Genomic DNA, 14,667 nt, shown 5'->3' with positions numbered 1-14,667 from the left:
TGGGAGTCCAGTAAAACCGAGTGGATCACCCCCGCTTCGCCAGCCCTGGCTGGAGCGCGCGCCAGGCTTCGACGACGGGGGTGAGGCGGGGGTCGTCGGTGGCGGCCAGGTCGTGGCGGCGTTCGAAGGCCATGCCGGCCAGGTCGCCGCGGCGCCATTTCAGGACCACTTCGTAGGCCACGTTCTCCTGGAAGTGCAGGAGGATGAAGCGCGGCGGCAGGCGATAGAAATGCGACAACTCGACCTTGGCGCCCGAGGGGCTGAGGTCCTTGATGATGCAGTCGGCCCAGAGGCCCATCTTTTCGCCATGCATGACGCGGCCGGGTGCGCTGACCGACACACGCGGTTCGGCGCGACGCTCCATGTAGTTCGGGGCGGGCTTGGACGTCATGCGTTCCACGTACTGTCAGGCTGGTTGAGAAGTCGTTCCTTTTTCCCGGCGTTCGCCTGACGGGGGTGCGGCGGCCTGCCGCAGGGCTTGACCCCTGCCTGTTGCAGCCGCCGTCCCGGCCGGGGTCAGCGGCGCGGCTGGAACAGGACCTCGCTCACCCTGCGGGCGCCGTCGAGGCGGTCGAGCTGGACGACGACGTCGATCACCCGGCTCACGTAGGTCTGCACCTTTTCCCAGCCCAGATCGACGCCCGAGGTCAGGGCCAGGAGCGCGATCTGGTCCAGCGCCCCGGCGGGGCTGTCGGCGTGGATGGTTGTGAGCGAGCCGGGGTGGCCGCTGTTGACCGCCCGCAGGAAGGCGAAGGCCTCCTTGCCGCGCAGTTCGCCCAGCAGGATGCGGTCGGGCCGCAGGCGGAGCGACGCCGCCAGCAGCGTGTCGGCGTCGACGCGAGCCTCGCCCAGCTCGCCGCGCACGGCCACCAGGCCCACGCTGTTGGGATGGTCCAGCCGCACCTCTGGCGCGTCCTCGATCACCACCAGCCGTTCGCTGCGGTCGATCTCCTTCACCAGGGCGTTCAGGAGGGTGGTCTTGCCGCTGCCCGTGCCACCCGAGATGACGATGGTCTTGCGGCGGCGGACGGCGGCCTTGAGGAAGGCGGCCATGTCGCCGGTGGCCAGCATCGCCTCCAGTTCGGCGTCGGCGTGGGCCGTGCGGGCCGGGTCGCTGCGGGCGGTGGTCTCGAAGAGGCCGTCGCGCGCCAGGTCGGTGACCGACAGGTCGGAGATCAGGTGCTTGCGGACGGCCAGCGCCAGGCCGCCGCGGGTGGCGGGCGGCGCCACCACCTGCACACGGGCGCCGTCGGGCAGGGTGGCCGACAGCAGGGGCTGCTCGCGATTGACCCCCTGATGGCTTGCGGCGGCGATCTGGCGGGCCAGGCGCAGAAGCGCGGTCTCGGTCAGTTCGTCGGCCGGTTCGCGGGTGATCGCCCCGTCGGTGGTCTCGACCCAGACCTCGCCCGGCCGGTTGATCAGCACGTCGGTGACGTCTGGCCGCGAGAGCCAGGGCGAGAGCGGCGCGAGATAGGCGCTGAGGTAGACGTTCGCGCTCATCGCGACCTCACCGGACCACGCCGCCGAAGTCGAGGTCGCGGGCCACGAACACCTGTACGGGCACGCCCTGGGGCACCTTGATGGTGTCCGGGATGTTCACCTGCGACTGGAGGGCGGTCGCACCTACATTGCTGACCTGGGCCGGGTTGCCGATGATCACGGTGGAGCCGCTGCCCTCGGAGGCCAGCGCCGTCGTGCCGGCCTGGAGAACCGTGAGCAGGATGGCGGCGCCGAAGCGTTGGAAGAAATGGCGGTCCACATCGCCCTCGAGGCCGCCTCGGCCCAGGCGGTCGGCCGCGGGCGAGCCGATGTCGATGGTGACGCCCGTGGGGCTGATGATCCGCTCCCACACCACGAAGGCGCGGGTCTGACCCTGGGCGGCGGCGCTCTTGTACTGGCCCACCAGCTTGGAGCCGCGGGGTATCAGCACCCGGCTGCCGTCGAAGCTGCGCACATCGCGGCTGACGACGCCCCGAACCGAGCCGGGCAGGTCGGAGTTGATCGCCGTCTCCAGCACGGCGGCGATGACCGTGCCCTGGGGGACGGTGCGACCCAGGTCGCGCATCTGGCTGGCGCGCGCGGTGTCGCCCAGGCTGCCCGTCATGCGGACGGAAAAGCGTTCGTCGGCCGACTGGCGGCCATCGACGCCGGTCGCGCCCACTGGCGATCCTGGCGCCTGGCCGGCCGCCGTGGCCTGGGCCGCTTGCGCGGCGGACTGCGCGTCCGGCGCGGCGCTGAAGTCGACGACCATGGTGGGGGCGCGCCAGTGGGCCGTCTCCGGATCGACGGGTGGAGCCATTGGTGCGCTCACCGGGGGGGGCGGCGCAGCGACGGGGGCGGGCGGGATGACGGCGGGGGCCGGCTGCGCCACCGGCGCCGCTTCGGCGGCCGGGGGCGGGGTCTGGGCTTGGGCCTCGCGGCTGCTGGAGAGGCCGTTGAAGACCATCAGGCCCAGAACGGCCGCGCCGCCGACGCCAGCCCAGACGGTCCACGGCGAATCCGGCGCCTGGACGCGAGGACGCGCGGACACGCTGCGTTCGAAGACGGCGCTCGCCGGGCCTTCGGTCACCGGGCGTCCTACGCCGCGTTTCTTGCCCGCCTCGCGTTTCATCGGCGCCACCACGGATCCTTCTTGCGCTGCCTCAGCGCGCTGGCCTCTTCGATGCGGAAGCCGTCGTTGTAGATGCGGGTCACCTCGCTGCCGCGGCGCAGGACGAAGCCGCGGGCGATACGATCGACCACGACGTAGCCGTCGCGCTGGCGGGTGTTGACCACCGCCTCCCCACCGTCGGGATCGAGCGCGTAGATCGCCGGCAGGTCCTCGCTCGCGCGGAAGCTGAAGTAGGTGTCGAGACCGTCGTCGAAGACCTTGACCGGCAAGGTCTTCGACGAGCCGTCGTAGGAGTAGGCGCTGTTGCGCTCGACCGGAGGCGGCGGTGGGGGCGGGGGCGCGATCACCGCCATCACCGGCGGCGGATACAGGAACCGCACGCTGAACGGCGCGGTCTTTGCGGTGGCGCGCGGGCGCAGGCCGAGTTCGAAGTTGTAGCGGCGCAGGTTGGTGACCACCGTCATGTTGGTGGCCGGACGCTGCGACATGGGCTTGAGAAACAGAAGATTCGCCCGGCGGTTCGGTGTCACCTGCCAGCCAAGGGAGTCGCCGATGGCCACGTTCTCGATCCGCTCGGCCGGGTCGAACTCGACGGAGAGCTGGTAGCCGAGGGCCACGCGCAGTTCGACCACCGCTTCGGGGTCGTAGTCCACCACATGGATCCGTGGGTCGCCGGGACCGGGGCGCGGAACGACGGCCAGGGCCGGCGTGGCGGCGAGCGCCAGGGCGACGGCCAGCCCGCCGAAGGAGAATACACGGCTCATCGGGCCACTCCGGCGCGGCGGGCGGTGAAGCTGTTGCGGCGATAGGCGTCGCCCAGGCGGCGCGTGTCGTCGAGGGTCACGGATACCTGTCTCGAGGATGTGGGGTGAGTGGCGGCGGCCACGGCCGCCACCCGGCTGCGAGCGGCGGCCTGGGCCTGATCGCGCTGGAGGTCGAGGGCCAGCCGCTCGGCGCGCGAGGGGAGGGGCGCGGAGGCCGGCCCGCTGGCGGCGGCGGCGGTGACCGCGCCGGCCCGGCCGCGGTCGACGCGCGGGGAGGGCAGGCGGAAGGCGAAGGCCATGACGCAGGCCCCGACCACCAGGGCGGCCTGGCCCGCGGCGAAGACGAAGACCAGCGCCGCGGCGCTCATGGCGGTCTGGGCGTTGAGGCGCTGGGCCATGCGCTGTTCGGCCAGGGTCACGATCCAGGGCTCGATGACCGAGAGCATCAGGACGATCAGGAGCCAGGCGACCAGCGGGGTGAGCGCCGCGGCGGCCAGGGCGCGCACCCACCCCACGAACAGGCCCCGGGTGGCCGGGATCAGCGCCAGGACGATGAAGAGCGGACCGATCGCCGTCAGGACTCCGATGGCCAGGGTGGCGGCCGAGATGACGCCTGCGCTGGCCAGGAACAGGACGCCCGACGCCGCGGCGGTCGTCTCGGCGGCGGCGGCCTGCGGGCTGGAGTAGCCCTTGGCGTTCGGTCCGGCGAGCTGGCCGTAGGCTGCGCCGGTCTCGCTGAACTCGTCGTAGGCGGCCTGAAGTCCGTCGACGGGACGTGAAGCCAGGGAGGCGCCGCCCTCGGTGAAGGGGGCCGAGACGATGGCCGCGATCTCGGTCGGCGCGCGGTCGGCTAGGTCGAACACCAGCGACTGGAAGGTCGACCAACTCGTCACCAGCGCCAGGATCAGGCCCACCTTCAATGCGATCCCGGGGGCGTCCGAGAGCCGGGCCGAACCCTGGGCGAAGAGCATCCGGTAGCCGATCAGGGCCACATAGATCGTCAGGATGGCCGTCACGGCGCCCTGGAAGACGGACGAGCCGGTGGTCAGGGCCGTGTAGCCGCCCTCGGCGTAGACGCGGGTCTGGCATTCCACCGTGGCGAGCACGCCCCGGATCACGCCATCGTCGATCATGGCGGCGCAGGCGGTGCTCATGCCGCGTTCCGACCCGCGCGGGGCTCGCCGGCGGCCATGAAGCGCGGCAGCCAGGCGTCCGGGGCGTCGCCCACCTCGCCGCGCAGGGCGTCGAGGCGGCGCACGGCGCGCTCGGTGCCCGCCAGCACGGCCAGTTCTCCGGACAGGCCGGTGAGGTCCAGGCGGGCGACGACGCTGTGGTCGCCACGCTTGATGAGGAAGCAGCGCGACGTGTCGGGCAGGGATCGCACCAGCTCGAACTCGTGCTCGGTCAGTCCGAAGCCGTCCACGTAGTCGGCCGCCTTGGCGCGGGCGTTGGGGAAGAAAATCTGTGTGGCGGCCTGCTCGATGATCGCCGAGGCGATCCGGCTGTCGAGCGCGTCGGAGGCGCTCTGGGTGCAGAAGCCGACCACTCCGTTGCGCTTCCGGATGGTCTTTTCCCAGTCCTTGATCCGGCGGACGAAGACCGGATCGTCGAGTACCTTCCAGCCCTCGTCGACGACGATCAGAGCCGGGTCGCCGTCCAGCCGCTGCTCCAGCCGGTGGAACAGGTACATCATGGCCGGCACGCGGATCGTGGGGGAATCCAGCAGCTTGGTCATGTCGAAGCCCAGGATGCGGGTTTCGACGTCCAGCAGGTCGGCTTCGTTGTCGAACAGCCAGGCGTGGTCGCCGCCATCGCACCAGGCGGCGAGACGCGCCGAGAGGTCGCCGGCGTGGGGCCGGCGCGCGCCGCGGAACAGTTCGCGCAGGTAACGGAGGCGGCGATGGCTGGCCGGCTGGGCGAAATTGGCGTCGATCGCGTCGGCGATCATGAGCCGGTCCTCGCTGTCCAGCGTCTCGCCTTCGGAGGTGAGAAGCTGGGCGACCCATTCGGCGAGGAAAGCCCGGTTGCCGGGCGTATCGGGAAGCGCGAGCGGATTGAAGCCGGTGGGTTCTCCCGGCGACAGCACGTCGTATCGGCCGCCGATCGCGCGGATGAAGGGCTCGGCGCCCCGGTCCTTGTCGAAATAGGCAATCTTCGGCTTCAGACGCTCGGCCTGGGCCAGGAGGAAGGTCAGCAACACGGTCTTTCCCGATCCGGAGGGACCGATGACCGTGAAGTTGCCGAGGTCGCCGTTGTGGAAATTGAAGTGGTAGGGGCCGAAGGCCGTGGTCTCCAGCACCGCGATGGCGCCCCCCCAGTGGACGCCCTCGGCCTGGCCGGTGGGATGATTGTGGAAGCTGGCCAGGCCCGCGAAATTTCCAGCCGAGATCAGCGCCTTGCGCGAAATGAAGCGGAAGTTGCCGGGGAACTGGGCCCAGAAGGCGGGTTCGAGGTTCACGTCCTCGCGCACGGCGACAGCGCCCGTCTCGGCCAGGGCCGACTGCACGTCGGCCACGCCGGCGTCCAGCTCGTCCAGGTTGTCGGCCTTGGCCAGGATGGTCAGGTGATGCTCGCCATAGGCCGCACGACCGGCCCCCACGTCGTCGCGGGCCTGGGCCAGCTCGCCGCGCAGGCTGTAGGCGTCGTCCTCGGCCGCCTTGAGGCGGCGCAGCGCCAGGCCCATGCGATCCAGCGCCGCCTGACGATCCACGAACGAGAAGCTCTCGGTGAGCACCATCTCCATCGGCAGGCGCAGGACGCCATCCAGCAGTCCTGGCGCGGTGCGGGCCGGATAGTCCTTCACCGACACCATCGCGCCGAACGACGGTTCGGACGCGCCGGGGCCGAACTCCATGGCGTCGAGGCCGAAGCTCAGCCGACGGGTCCCCAACGCCTGGGCGAAGTCGCCGCCGGGCGCGAGCATCGGCCGAAGCTCGCCGTTCAGGATCAGGCCGAGGAACTCGGCGGGCTCGGAACGCTGGGCGCCGCCAGGGCCATCGTAGCGGGCGAGCGTGCGTGCGCCGTAGGGGGCCAGGGCCGCAGCGAAGGCTTCGCGCGTGGCGTGCAGCTCTCGCAGGTCGCGGGCGATCTCGCCGTCGCGGGCGCGGGGGCCCTTCATCAGCCGTTCGAGGAGACCGGCCGAACCCTGGGTCGGGCGCAGCACGAGGGTCAGGAAGATGTCGTTGACGTACAGGCGGCGGCTGGCGAGCTGGTCGCGCCACCGCTGGTCCAGGGTGGCGCAGAAGGGTTCTTCCGGGGGCGGAGGAAAGCTCGGCGTGACACGGCGGCGCACGACATGATGCCAGAGCGCCAGCCGCGAGCTGGCGGCGCCGCGCAGCACCGTCTCGCGGACGGCCTTGCGATAGTTGAGTTCTTCGTCTGGGGCGGTCTCGAAGGGGAAGCCCGCCAGATGCAGCGTCTGGACCAGCACGCCGTCCTTGGTGCGCAGCGTCATGTCGTCGGCGTGGGCGAGATAGGGCAGCCGATCGCCGACCGCGGCCTCGCGCGGGGCCAGGATCCTGGCGGCGGCGGTGTTGAGGAAGGTGTCGCTCATGGGCGGTACGAGTTCCCGCGCCAGAAGCCGAAGTTCTTCACCCGCGGGCAGGTGGAGAGCCGGGTGACCCAGAGATCGAAGAAGCGCGGCTCGCGCAGCGATCCCACATAACCGACCGCATGGATCACGGCCGCTATCAGAAGCGCCCAGAACGATCGGGTGACCAGGAACGCCTCGGCCGTGATGACCAGGTTGAGGACCATGTAGGGATAGGTGACGCCGCCGATCATCTGGGGCCGCGTGAGCGCCGCGAAGACGGGATCGGAGGCCAGCCGGCTCATGGTCAGAGCCCCCCGGCCAGCGACCGGATGCCGGCCACGATGGTGACCGCGCCGAAGATGATGAAGATGCCGACCAGGGTGATGACACCGCGCCGCCAGTCGAAGCGGCCCACCAGCATGAGATAGCCGATGATCGCCACGGCGATGACCGCTGCGGTCGTGGCGAGATTGCCGAGGAGGGTGCCCTGGACCCAGTTCAGCGCCGCCAGCAGGGGTGACGAGCCGGCCGGATCGGCCTGGGCCTGGGCGTGCGCCGGCCCGGCGGCGAGCGCCAGAAGGACCGTGGGGACTAGAAATCTCTTCATCCGTCTCACTCCGCGCGGGCGCCCAGAGCCGCGGCGGCCCCGAGGCGCGAGAGGATCGCGCGCACATAGGTTTGGGTTTCGGCGTAGGGCGGGACGCCGCCATGCCGTTCGACCGCTCCGGGTCCCGCATTGTAGGCCGCGAGCGCCAGCCTCAGGTCTCCGAACCGTCGGATCTGCTGGGCGAGGTAGGCTGCGCCGCCGTCGATGTTGCCTTTCAGGTCCGAGGGGTCCACGCCGAGGTCGCTAGCGGTTGTTGGTAACAGTTGCATGACACCGCGCGCGCCTTTTGACGAAACCGCCGCATGATTGAAACGCGACTCCTGCCAGGCCACCGCCTCGACGATCTCGGCCGGCACGGCGTGGCGCACTGAGGATTCGCGAATAAGCCGGATGACCTCTTCAGGCGGGGCCCGAAAGAGGGGCGTGGGCTCGGGCGGGAGAATCGGCGTGACGCCGGACGAGGTGTGCACCTGCGGGCCGGCGTATGTGGTCACCGCGCCATCCTCGCCGATCTCCAGAACCTGGGCCGTGGCGCCTGACGCGGAGGCCAAAGCCAGGGCGACGGCCGATCCCAGAACACCGAACTGCATAGCGTTGAGCGCCATCTTCCGCCCCGATCCCGAGCCTCGACGTTAGCCCATCGGCCCTCGGCGGGGCCAGTACGCATCTCGAGCACGGTGGAATTGCGTCGCGGCGTCGCCGGCCCGCGTCGGCGGCGCAACGATGACGCCACGAAAGCGAAGTCAAAGTGTCACGGTCCTGTCCGCGCGCTGTCACCGCCGGTCCCTAAGAACGCCCCCGACGGCGGGGAGACGGCTCCGGGGGATGGCTTCGGACGGAGCGCCCGCCTGCACGCACAAGCGTCCTGCGGGAGATCAACATGACCGGCGTCAAGCTCAAACTCATCCTCGTCGGCTCCCTGAGCGCGCTCGCGCTGGCGGGCTGCGGGGGGGCGGACAACGTCGCCTCGCCCGGCGAAGGCGCTTTCCCGCCCAGCGGTGGCGGCACGACGCCCCCTGGCAACGGCGGCGGCACGCCCCAGCCCGGTCAGCCGGCCGCGGACTGCCCGACGGGCTTCTCCAATGTGGGCCTCGTGGCCAACGGCACGCTTCGCGCCTGCCAGCTTCCGACCCTTATCCTGGGCAATCTGGTGGTCCCCAATCGCGCGGGCACGGTGTACGCGATCAGCGGCCGGACCGATGTGGGCCAGGATCGCGGGGCGGATCCGAACAATCCCATCGCCGGCGCGCAGCAGGGAATCCTGACCATCGAGCCCGGCGTCCGGCTCTTCGGCTCGGGCGGCCTGGACTATCTCAACATCGTTCGGGGCTCCCAGATCTTCGCCGAGGGCACGGCGACCAACCCGATCATCTTCACCAGCCGCTCGAACATCGATGGCGCCTCGGGCGCCGACCTCATCGGCCAGTGGGGCGGCATCGTGATCTCGGGCCGCGCGCCGATCGCGAGCTGCCCCGCCGGCACGACGCCTCCGAACATCAACTGCGTGGCCACCTTCGAAGGCGGCGTGTCGCTCTACGGCGGCAACAGCCCCACCGACAACTCGGGTCGCCTGCGCTACATCCAGGTCCGCTACCCTGGCTTCGAGGTGCAGCCCAACCGTGAACTGAACGGCATCACCTTCAACGGCGTGGGCTCGGGCACCACGGTCGAGTACGTCCAGGTCCACAATTCCTCGGACGACGGGATCGAGTTCTTCGGCGGCACGGTGAACGCCAAGCGCGTCGTCATCACCGGCGCCGACGACGACAGCATCGACACCGACGAAGGCTGGCGCGGCGGCATCCAGTACCTGATCGTCCGTCAGCGGGCGAACGGGGGCGACCGCGCCTTCGAGATGAGCTCGGCCGGCGTCCAGGCGTCGCTGAACTCCCAGCCGAAGATCGCCAACTACACGGCCATCGGCTCCACCCGGACGGGCGCCGGCGACGTCCAGATCCTGAACACGGGCACGGGCGGCCGCTTCATCAACGGCATCCACGTCTCCACGAACCCGACCACGGCCTGCCTGGACGTGGACGACACCTCGACTGTCGCGGCTGCGCCGCGCTGGGACTCGGTCGTGTTCGCCTGCGCCATCGCCTTCCGCGAGGACACCAACGTCACCGCGGCCCAGGTGGCGACCCTGTTCAACGCCGGCGCCAACAACTCGTCGACCCACACCTCGACGCTCTCCGGCTTCGTGAACGGATCGAACGAGATGGGCCGCGTGGCGACCAATCCGCAGGCGATCTACGCCTTCTTCGACAACGTGACCTACATCGGCGCCGTTCGCGACGCGAGCGACACCTGGTGGCAGGGCTGGACCTGCGGCCTGTCGGCCGGAAGCAGCTGCTGAGCCGGCGAGGCGGGACCTTTGGGTCCCGCCGCCTTCGCGCGATGTCGAACCTCAGAGGCCATCCTCACATGACCCATTTCAAGCGCCCGCTCGCCGGGCTTCTGCTGTGCACGACGGCGCTCATGGCGCCCGCCCTCGCCTGGGGCCAGGACACCGGGACCGAAGTCGACGAGGTGGTGGTCCGCGGCAAGTACATCCCCGAAGTGATGCGCGAGACCTCCGAGGTGGCCTCGATCGTCACGGCCGAGGATCTGGTGCGCCAGGGCGACGACACGGCGGCGGCGGCGCTGACGCGTCTCGCCGGCCTGAGCCTGGTCAGCGGCCGGTTCGTGTATGTGCGCGGTCTGGGCGAACGTTACTCCTCGGCCCTTCTGAACGGTTCTCCGCTGCCCAGTCCCGAGCCGCTCCAGCGGGTGGTTCCGCTGGATCTGTTCCCCTCGAACATCCTGGCGGGGGTCACGGTCCAGAAGACGTATTCGGTCAACTACCCGGGCGAGTTCGGCGGTGGCCTGATCGACCTGAACACGGTGGGCGTTCCCGACCAGCCGTTCGTGGCCATGGGCGTCAGTCTGGGGATGAACACCTCGACGACGCTGAAGCGGGGCCTGACCTATTTCGGCGGCGGCGACAGCGACTCGTTCGGCGTCGACGACGGCACGCGCGAACTTCCGCTGCTGATCCGGCGTGGGATCGAGACCGGGAAGCGGATCGACTCGTCGAACTTCGATTCGACCGCCCTGACGGCCATGGGCCGCAGCTTCCAGAACGCCAACATCAACCTGCTGCAGTCGACCGACAACGTGCCGGTCAACGGCAGCTTCGATGTCTCGGCCGGCACGGCCTGGAACTTCGATTGGGGACGGCTCGGCGTTGTCGGTATCTTCGGATACGACAATGGCTGGTCCACCCGCCGCGCGACCCAACAGGAGGGCGTGGTCAACCTGGACGGCCTGTCGGTCCAGGAAGACCTGTTCTCGAACTCCACCCAGAACGACATCGTCCTCAACGGGCTGACTCAGGTGGCCCTCGAGCTGGACAACCACAGTTTCAAGTGGACCAACCTCTACGTCCGCAATGTCACCAAGGAGACCCGTTCGGTCACCGGCGACAGCGCTCGGGCCAGCAATACGATCCGGGACGACTCCACCGCCTGGTATCAGCGTGAGCTGATCGACACGCAGCTCACCGGCCGCCACACGTTCGGCGACCTGGAGATTCTGTGGCGGGGCTCGTACGCTCGCACCGAGCGCGACGTGCCCTATGAGCGGTCGCTGCGCTACCGCCTCGTAGGGGGCGAATATCTGCACAATCCGCAGCTCGATGCGAACTTCATCCGGTTCAGCGAACTCGAGGACAAGACGTCGGGCGCCGGGATCGACGTCCGCTACCGGCTCGAGAATCCCTGGATCGCCGACCTGACGCTCTCGGGCGGCTACGCCTGGTACGACAACGAGCGGATCTCGGACTCGCGGGTCTTCCGCTTCACGATGAACTTCACGCCCGACCTGAACTTCCAGCGCCAGCGGGTGGATTTCCTCTACTCGGACTTCAACATCGGCCCCAACGGCCTGATCCTGCGCGAAGTCACCGGCTCGGACGGTGCGGCGGCCTACGCGGCCAGCCTGGTCACGCACGGCGCCTACATCCAGGGCGAGGGTGAGATCGCGCCCGCCGTCCGCGCCACGCTTGGCGTGCGCTTCGAGACCGGAACCCAGGACGTCCAGGCGATCGACCTGTTCTCGCCCACTCCGCTGGAAGGGCGCAGCCTCAAGAACGACTACTGGCTGCCAGCCGCCACGGTCACGTGGAACTTCGCCGAGGACCAGCAGCTTCGCTTCGGGGCGTCCAAGACGATCGCCCGGCCTCAGTTCCGCGAGCAGGCGCCGCAGCTCTATCTGGATCCCGAGAGCGACCGGACCTTCATCGGCAACCCGTTCCTGTTCGACAGCGAGATCATCAATCTCGACGCGCGCTACGAGCGGTACTTCGATCGCGGGCAGTACGCCACCGCCGGTCTGTTCTACAAGGATATCGACCGGCCCATCGAGTCGGTGGTGAACGAGTCGGGCTCGGGCCTGCAGCAGAGTTTCCTGAATGCGCCTCGCGCCGTGGTCTACGGCGCAGAAGCCGAATTCAAGAAGTTCTTCGAGTTCGAGACGGGCCAGGGCTGGGTCGACAATGTCCGCTGGCTGGTTGCGGCCAACTACACCTACACCAAGTCCGAGGTGAAGGTGGGGGCGGACGACGTGGTGTTCCCGCGAACCAACCTGGGCCTAGCGGCTCCGGCGCGGAACTTCGTCATCGATGGCACGCGGCTCCAGGGGCAATCGAAGCATCTGGGCAATCTGCAACTCGGCTTCGAGACCCTGGACGGCATGACCCAGGCGACGCTGCTGGCCAACTACGCCAGCAAGCGGAGCACCGCGCGCGGTCAGGCGGGTGCGCCCGACTTCGAGCAGAAGCCGGGCGTGATGTTGGATTTCACCTTCCGCCACAAGTTCGAACTCTGGGGTCAGTCGTTCTCGGCCGGCGTCGAGGCTCGCAACCTTCTGGGAGAGGAGTTCGACGAGTTCCAGAAGCGCGGCGGCGACATCATCCGCCTCAACAACTACGAGCTGGGCCGCAGCCTTTCGATCAGCCTTTCCGCGCGACTTTGAGGCGTCGTCCCTTCCCGGAAACAACCGGCCCGGCGCCCGTGCGCCGGGCCGTCCTCGTTCGACGTCTGGCCGGATACTACGAGTGATCCGGAAGTGTCGCAGAATCGTCACGGAGCTTTCGCCAGGGCCGCCGGCGCACTAACGTTCCCCTTCTGAAGAGCGGCATGGAGCCGCCGAAGGAGGAACAAGCGATGCGGCTCATGATCTGCGCCCTTGCGGTCTCGGCCTTCTCGATGGGCGCGGCGGCGGCCGGAAAGGCCCCCTCGGCGGACGCCAAGGCCACCGACGCGGCGGCGCGTACGGCGTCGGCCCGCACCGTCTACATCTGCGACACCACACCCGAGACGCGCCGGGGCTTCGCTCGTGAGTTCGGCCGGACCGAGTTCGTCACGGCGCGGGACGCCGTCGCCCGCGGCCAGGCCTGGGCGGCGCCCAAGTGCGTGACGTCGCTGGAGGCCGCGCGCCTCAGGGAACTGGCGGCCCGTTAGGGGCGGGCCCTCCGGTTGCGGGCTCGCCGAAGCCAGGTTCTCCGAACGCGGGATCCTCGGGCGTGTCCGTTTCGCTGGGCGCCAGAGGCTCGGGCGGCTTTCCCGCGCGGGCTGCTTCCACCATCGCGATCACGGCGTCGGCGATGACGTCGGGCCGGTCGTTCTGCACCAGATGCGACGAGAACACCGTGCGTTGCCAGCCGAAGCGGGCGTTCGACGCCAGTTGCATGTGTTGCAGCTCCCATAGGGAGCGGGGCTTGTCGTAGCCGACCTGAGGGGCGGTCGCGGCCGTATCGGACGCGGTGATGACGTAGGTGGGGACCTCGGCCAGGACGTACCGCGTCCGGGCCGCCTGAGCCGAGGTCGAGGCGAAGATGGCGTCCAGCTCGGAGAGCCGGTTGCGCCACGTCTGGGGAACTCGCGCGACTTCCGCGGCGCGTGCGCCGCCCCTCTGGCAGTCGCCCCATGTGACGTCGGTGCTTCCAGGCTGCTGAGACGCCTCGGCTGCGTTCAGGCAGCGCTGGAGTCGGTTCCGGATGCCTGTCAGGCCGTCGCGCCCAGGAGGGGCAAGTCGCTCGACGGTGGGGTCGGCAAGGACCAGTCCCTTCGTCTCCTGGGGGCGTCGCGCCGCGAAGAGCCGCGCGTAGAGGGCGCCTGCAGAGTGGCCGACCAGCACGTAGGGACCGTCTATGCCGGCGGCGTCCAGACCGGCGTCGAGGTCGCGGGCGATCGCCGCCCCGTCCCGGGGCTCCGGGCCGGGGCTGCTGAAGCCGTAACCTGCCCGGTCGTAGGCGCAGACATGGGTGGTCCTGGCGACCAGGGGCTGAACCTTGGCCCACCCGCCGGCGCCCGCGCCGAATCCCGATTCGAGAATCACGGTGGGCGAGCCGCGGCCGCTGCATCGAAAGTTGAGGCTCCGGCCATCCGGCAGGGTGGCGATCTTTCCCGGCCGATCATCGGCCGCCGCGGCGTCCAACGAGCCTGTCCCGCAGCCCGCGGCCAGCCCCAGGGTGGCCATCGCGGCCAAGAGCGGAAGCAGGCGTGATATCCCTCGGGCGGAGCGGAGCGGCATGTGACTTGCACCACGGGCTGTGTCCGTTTGACCGGACTCATCGGCTGACCGACAATTGCACAGCGGCGGCAGACTGCTAGTTAGTGAACACGATTTCTCGGAGGGGGCTGGTGGAGACGGTCTACGATTGGATCACCGTGGCGATCTTCGGCGCCCTGGTCGTATTGTTCCTGCATCGCTCGGTGCAGCCGGGGGAGCCGCAGGACACGATCCTGCACTATCTGCCGCCGTCGGTAGGGTGCGCGGTGGCCAACTGGTTCGGCAACGAGGGGCAGGGGCTGATCTCGTTCCTGATCGTCCTGGCCGTGCTCGTCTATATCGTGCTCATCCTGAAGCCCTTCGGCATCAAGTTCCCGCCTGAAAAGCGGTAGCTGGCGGTCGAGCCCATATCGGTAGGTCAGGCGCAGGCCCACGTCTGCCGCCACCTGGATTGTAGTCGCCGACCAGCTTGGCGTGACTGAGATGGATCCACGACAGCTCCACTGACGTGACCCCCTGAAACTCAGCCAGGAATAGCTAGAGTCCGCCCGACCAAAGGACGGACGAATGAAGCGATCAAGGTTCACGGAAGAGCAGATCA

General features: G+C 69.3%; 14 protein-coding genes. 4 read left to right on the top strand and 10 right to left on the bottom strand.

Annotation, left to right across the window (positions count from 1 at the left end; genetic code table 11):
• Positions 1-25: 25 nt before the first annotated feature.
• The 9 genes from ABS78_RS09805 to ABS78_RS09765 form a co-directional block, all read right to left on the bottom strand.
• Positions 26-391 carry a PilZ domain-containing protein gene (locus ABS78_RS09805; RefSeq protein WP_293377850.1) on the bottom strand — a complete coding sequence of 122 codons (366 nt, stop codon included), beginning with the start codon at positions 389-391 and terminating at the stop codon, positions 26-28.
• Between the two features lie 125 nt (positions 392-516).
• Positions 517-1,500 (bottom strand): P-type DNA transfer ATPase VirB11, encoded by a 984-nt coding sequence (virB11, locus tag ABS78_RS09800; protein ID WP_293377846.1) that lies wholly within the window; start codon positions 1,498-1,500, stop codon positions 517-519.
• A 7-nt stretch (positions 1,501-1,507) separates the two neighbouring features.
• On the bottom strand, positions 1,508-2,611 hold the full coding sequence (virB10, locus tag ABS78_RS09795; RefSeq protein WP_293378098.1) for a type IV secretion system protein VirB10: 1,104 nt from the start codon (positions 2,609-2,611) through the stop codon (positions 1,508-1,510).
• Positions 2,608-3,375, bottom strand: a complete 768-nt coding sequence (locus ABS78_RS09790; RefSeq protein WP_293377843.1) for a TrbG/VirB9 family P-type conjugative transfer protein — start codon at positions 3,373-3,375, stop codon at positions 2,608-2,610. The genes virB10 and ABS78_RS09790 overlap by 4 nt, the downstream gene beginning before the upstream one ends.
• Positions 3,372-4,529 (bottom strand): type IV secretion system protein, encoded by a 1,158-nt coding sequence (locus tag ABS78_RS09785; RefSeq protein WP_293377840.1) that lies wholly within the window; start codon positions 4,527-4,529, stop codon positions 3,372-3,374. The genes ABS78_RS09790 and ABS78_RS09785 overlap by 4 nt, the downstream gene beginning before the upstream one ends.
• On the bottom strand, positions 4,526-6,928 hold the full coding sequence (locus ABS78_RS09780; RefSeq protein WP_293377837.1) for a VirB4 family type IV secretion system protein: 2,403 nt from the start codon (positions 6,926-6,928) through the stop codon (positions 4,526-4,528). The genes ABS78_RS09785 and ABS78_RS09780 overlap by 4 nt, the downstream gene beginning before the upstream one ends.
• Positions 6,925-7,209 (bottom strand): type IV secretion system protein VirB3, encoded by a 285-nt coding sequence (locus ABS78_RS09775; RefSeq protein WP_293377834.1) that lies wholly within the window; start codon positions 7,207-7,209, stop codon positions 6,925-6,927. The genes ABS78_RS09780 and ABS78_RS09775 overlap by 4 nt, the downstream gene beginning before the upstream one ends.
• 2 nt (positions 7,210-7,211) lie before the next feature.
• Positions 7,212-7,514: a TrbC/VirB2 family protein gene (locus ABS78_RS09770; protein WP_293377831.1), complete on the bottom strand. Its 303-nt coding sequence runs from the start codon at positions 7,512-7,514 to the stop codon at positions 7,212-7,214.
• 5 nt (positions 7,515-7,519) lie between these two features.
• Entirely contained in the window at positions 7,520-8,119 is a 600-nt protein-coding gene (locus ABS78_RS09765) for a lytic transglycosylase domain-containing protein (RefSeq protein ID WP_293377828.1), read from the bottom strand.
• Between the two features lie 275 nt (positions 8,120-8,394).
• Between ABS78_RS09765 and ABS78_RS09760 the strand changes: the two genes are divergently transcribed.
• The 3 genes from ABS78_RS09760 to ABS78_RS09750 all read left to right on the top strand — a co-directional run bounded on the left by ABS78_RS09760 (position 8,395) and on the right by ABS78_RS09750 (position 13,015).
• Positions 8,395-9,870, top strand: coding sequence for a hypothetical protein (locus tag ABS78_RS09760; protein WP_293377825.1), 1,476 nt, complete (start codon positions 8,395-8,397; stop codon positions 9,868-9,870).
• Between the two features lie 68 nt (positions 9,871-9,938).
• Entirely contained in the window at positions 9,939-12,527 is a 2,589-nt protein-coding gene (locus ABS78_RS09755) for a TonB-dependent receptor (protein ID WP_293377822.1), read from the top strand.
• Between the two features lie 191 nt (positions 12,528-12,718).
• Positions 12,719-13,015, top strand: a complete 297-nt coding sequence (locus tag ABS78_RS09750; RefSeq protein WP_293377819.1) for a hypothetical protein — start codon at positions 12,719-12,721, stop codon at positions 13,013-13,015.
• Here the strand turns inward: ABS78_RS09750 and ABS78_RS09745 are convergent.
• Entirely contained in the window at positions 12,993-14,087 is a 1,095-nt protein-coding gene (locus tag ABS78_RS09745) for an alpha/beta hydrolase (protein WP_293377816.1), read from the bottom strand. The genes ABS78_RS09750 and ABS78_RS09745 overlap by 23 nt on opposite strands.
• Positions 14,088-14,197: 110 nt before the next feature.
• On the opposite strand from ABS78_RS09745, the gene ABS78_RS09740 reads away from it, so the two are divergent.
• Positions 14,198-14,458: an XrtV sorting system accessory protein gene (locus ABS78_RS09740; RefSeq protein WP_293377813.1), complete on the top strand. Its 261-nt coding sequence runs from the start codon at positions 14,198-14,200 to the stop codon at positions 14,456-14,458.
• The last annotated feature ends 209 nt before the right edge of the window (positions 14,459-14,667 follow it).

The sequence above is a fragment of the Phenylobacterium sp. SCN 70-31 genome (assembly GCF_001724605.1).
Taxonomy (GTDB): domain Bacteria; phylum Pseudomonadota; class Alphaproteobacteria; order Caulobacterales; family Caulobacteraceae; genus Phenylobacterium.
The sequence above is the reverse complement of the archived record's forward strand: the minus strand, read 5'-3'. Positions and strand labels throughout refer to the sequence as shown.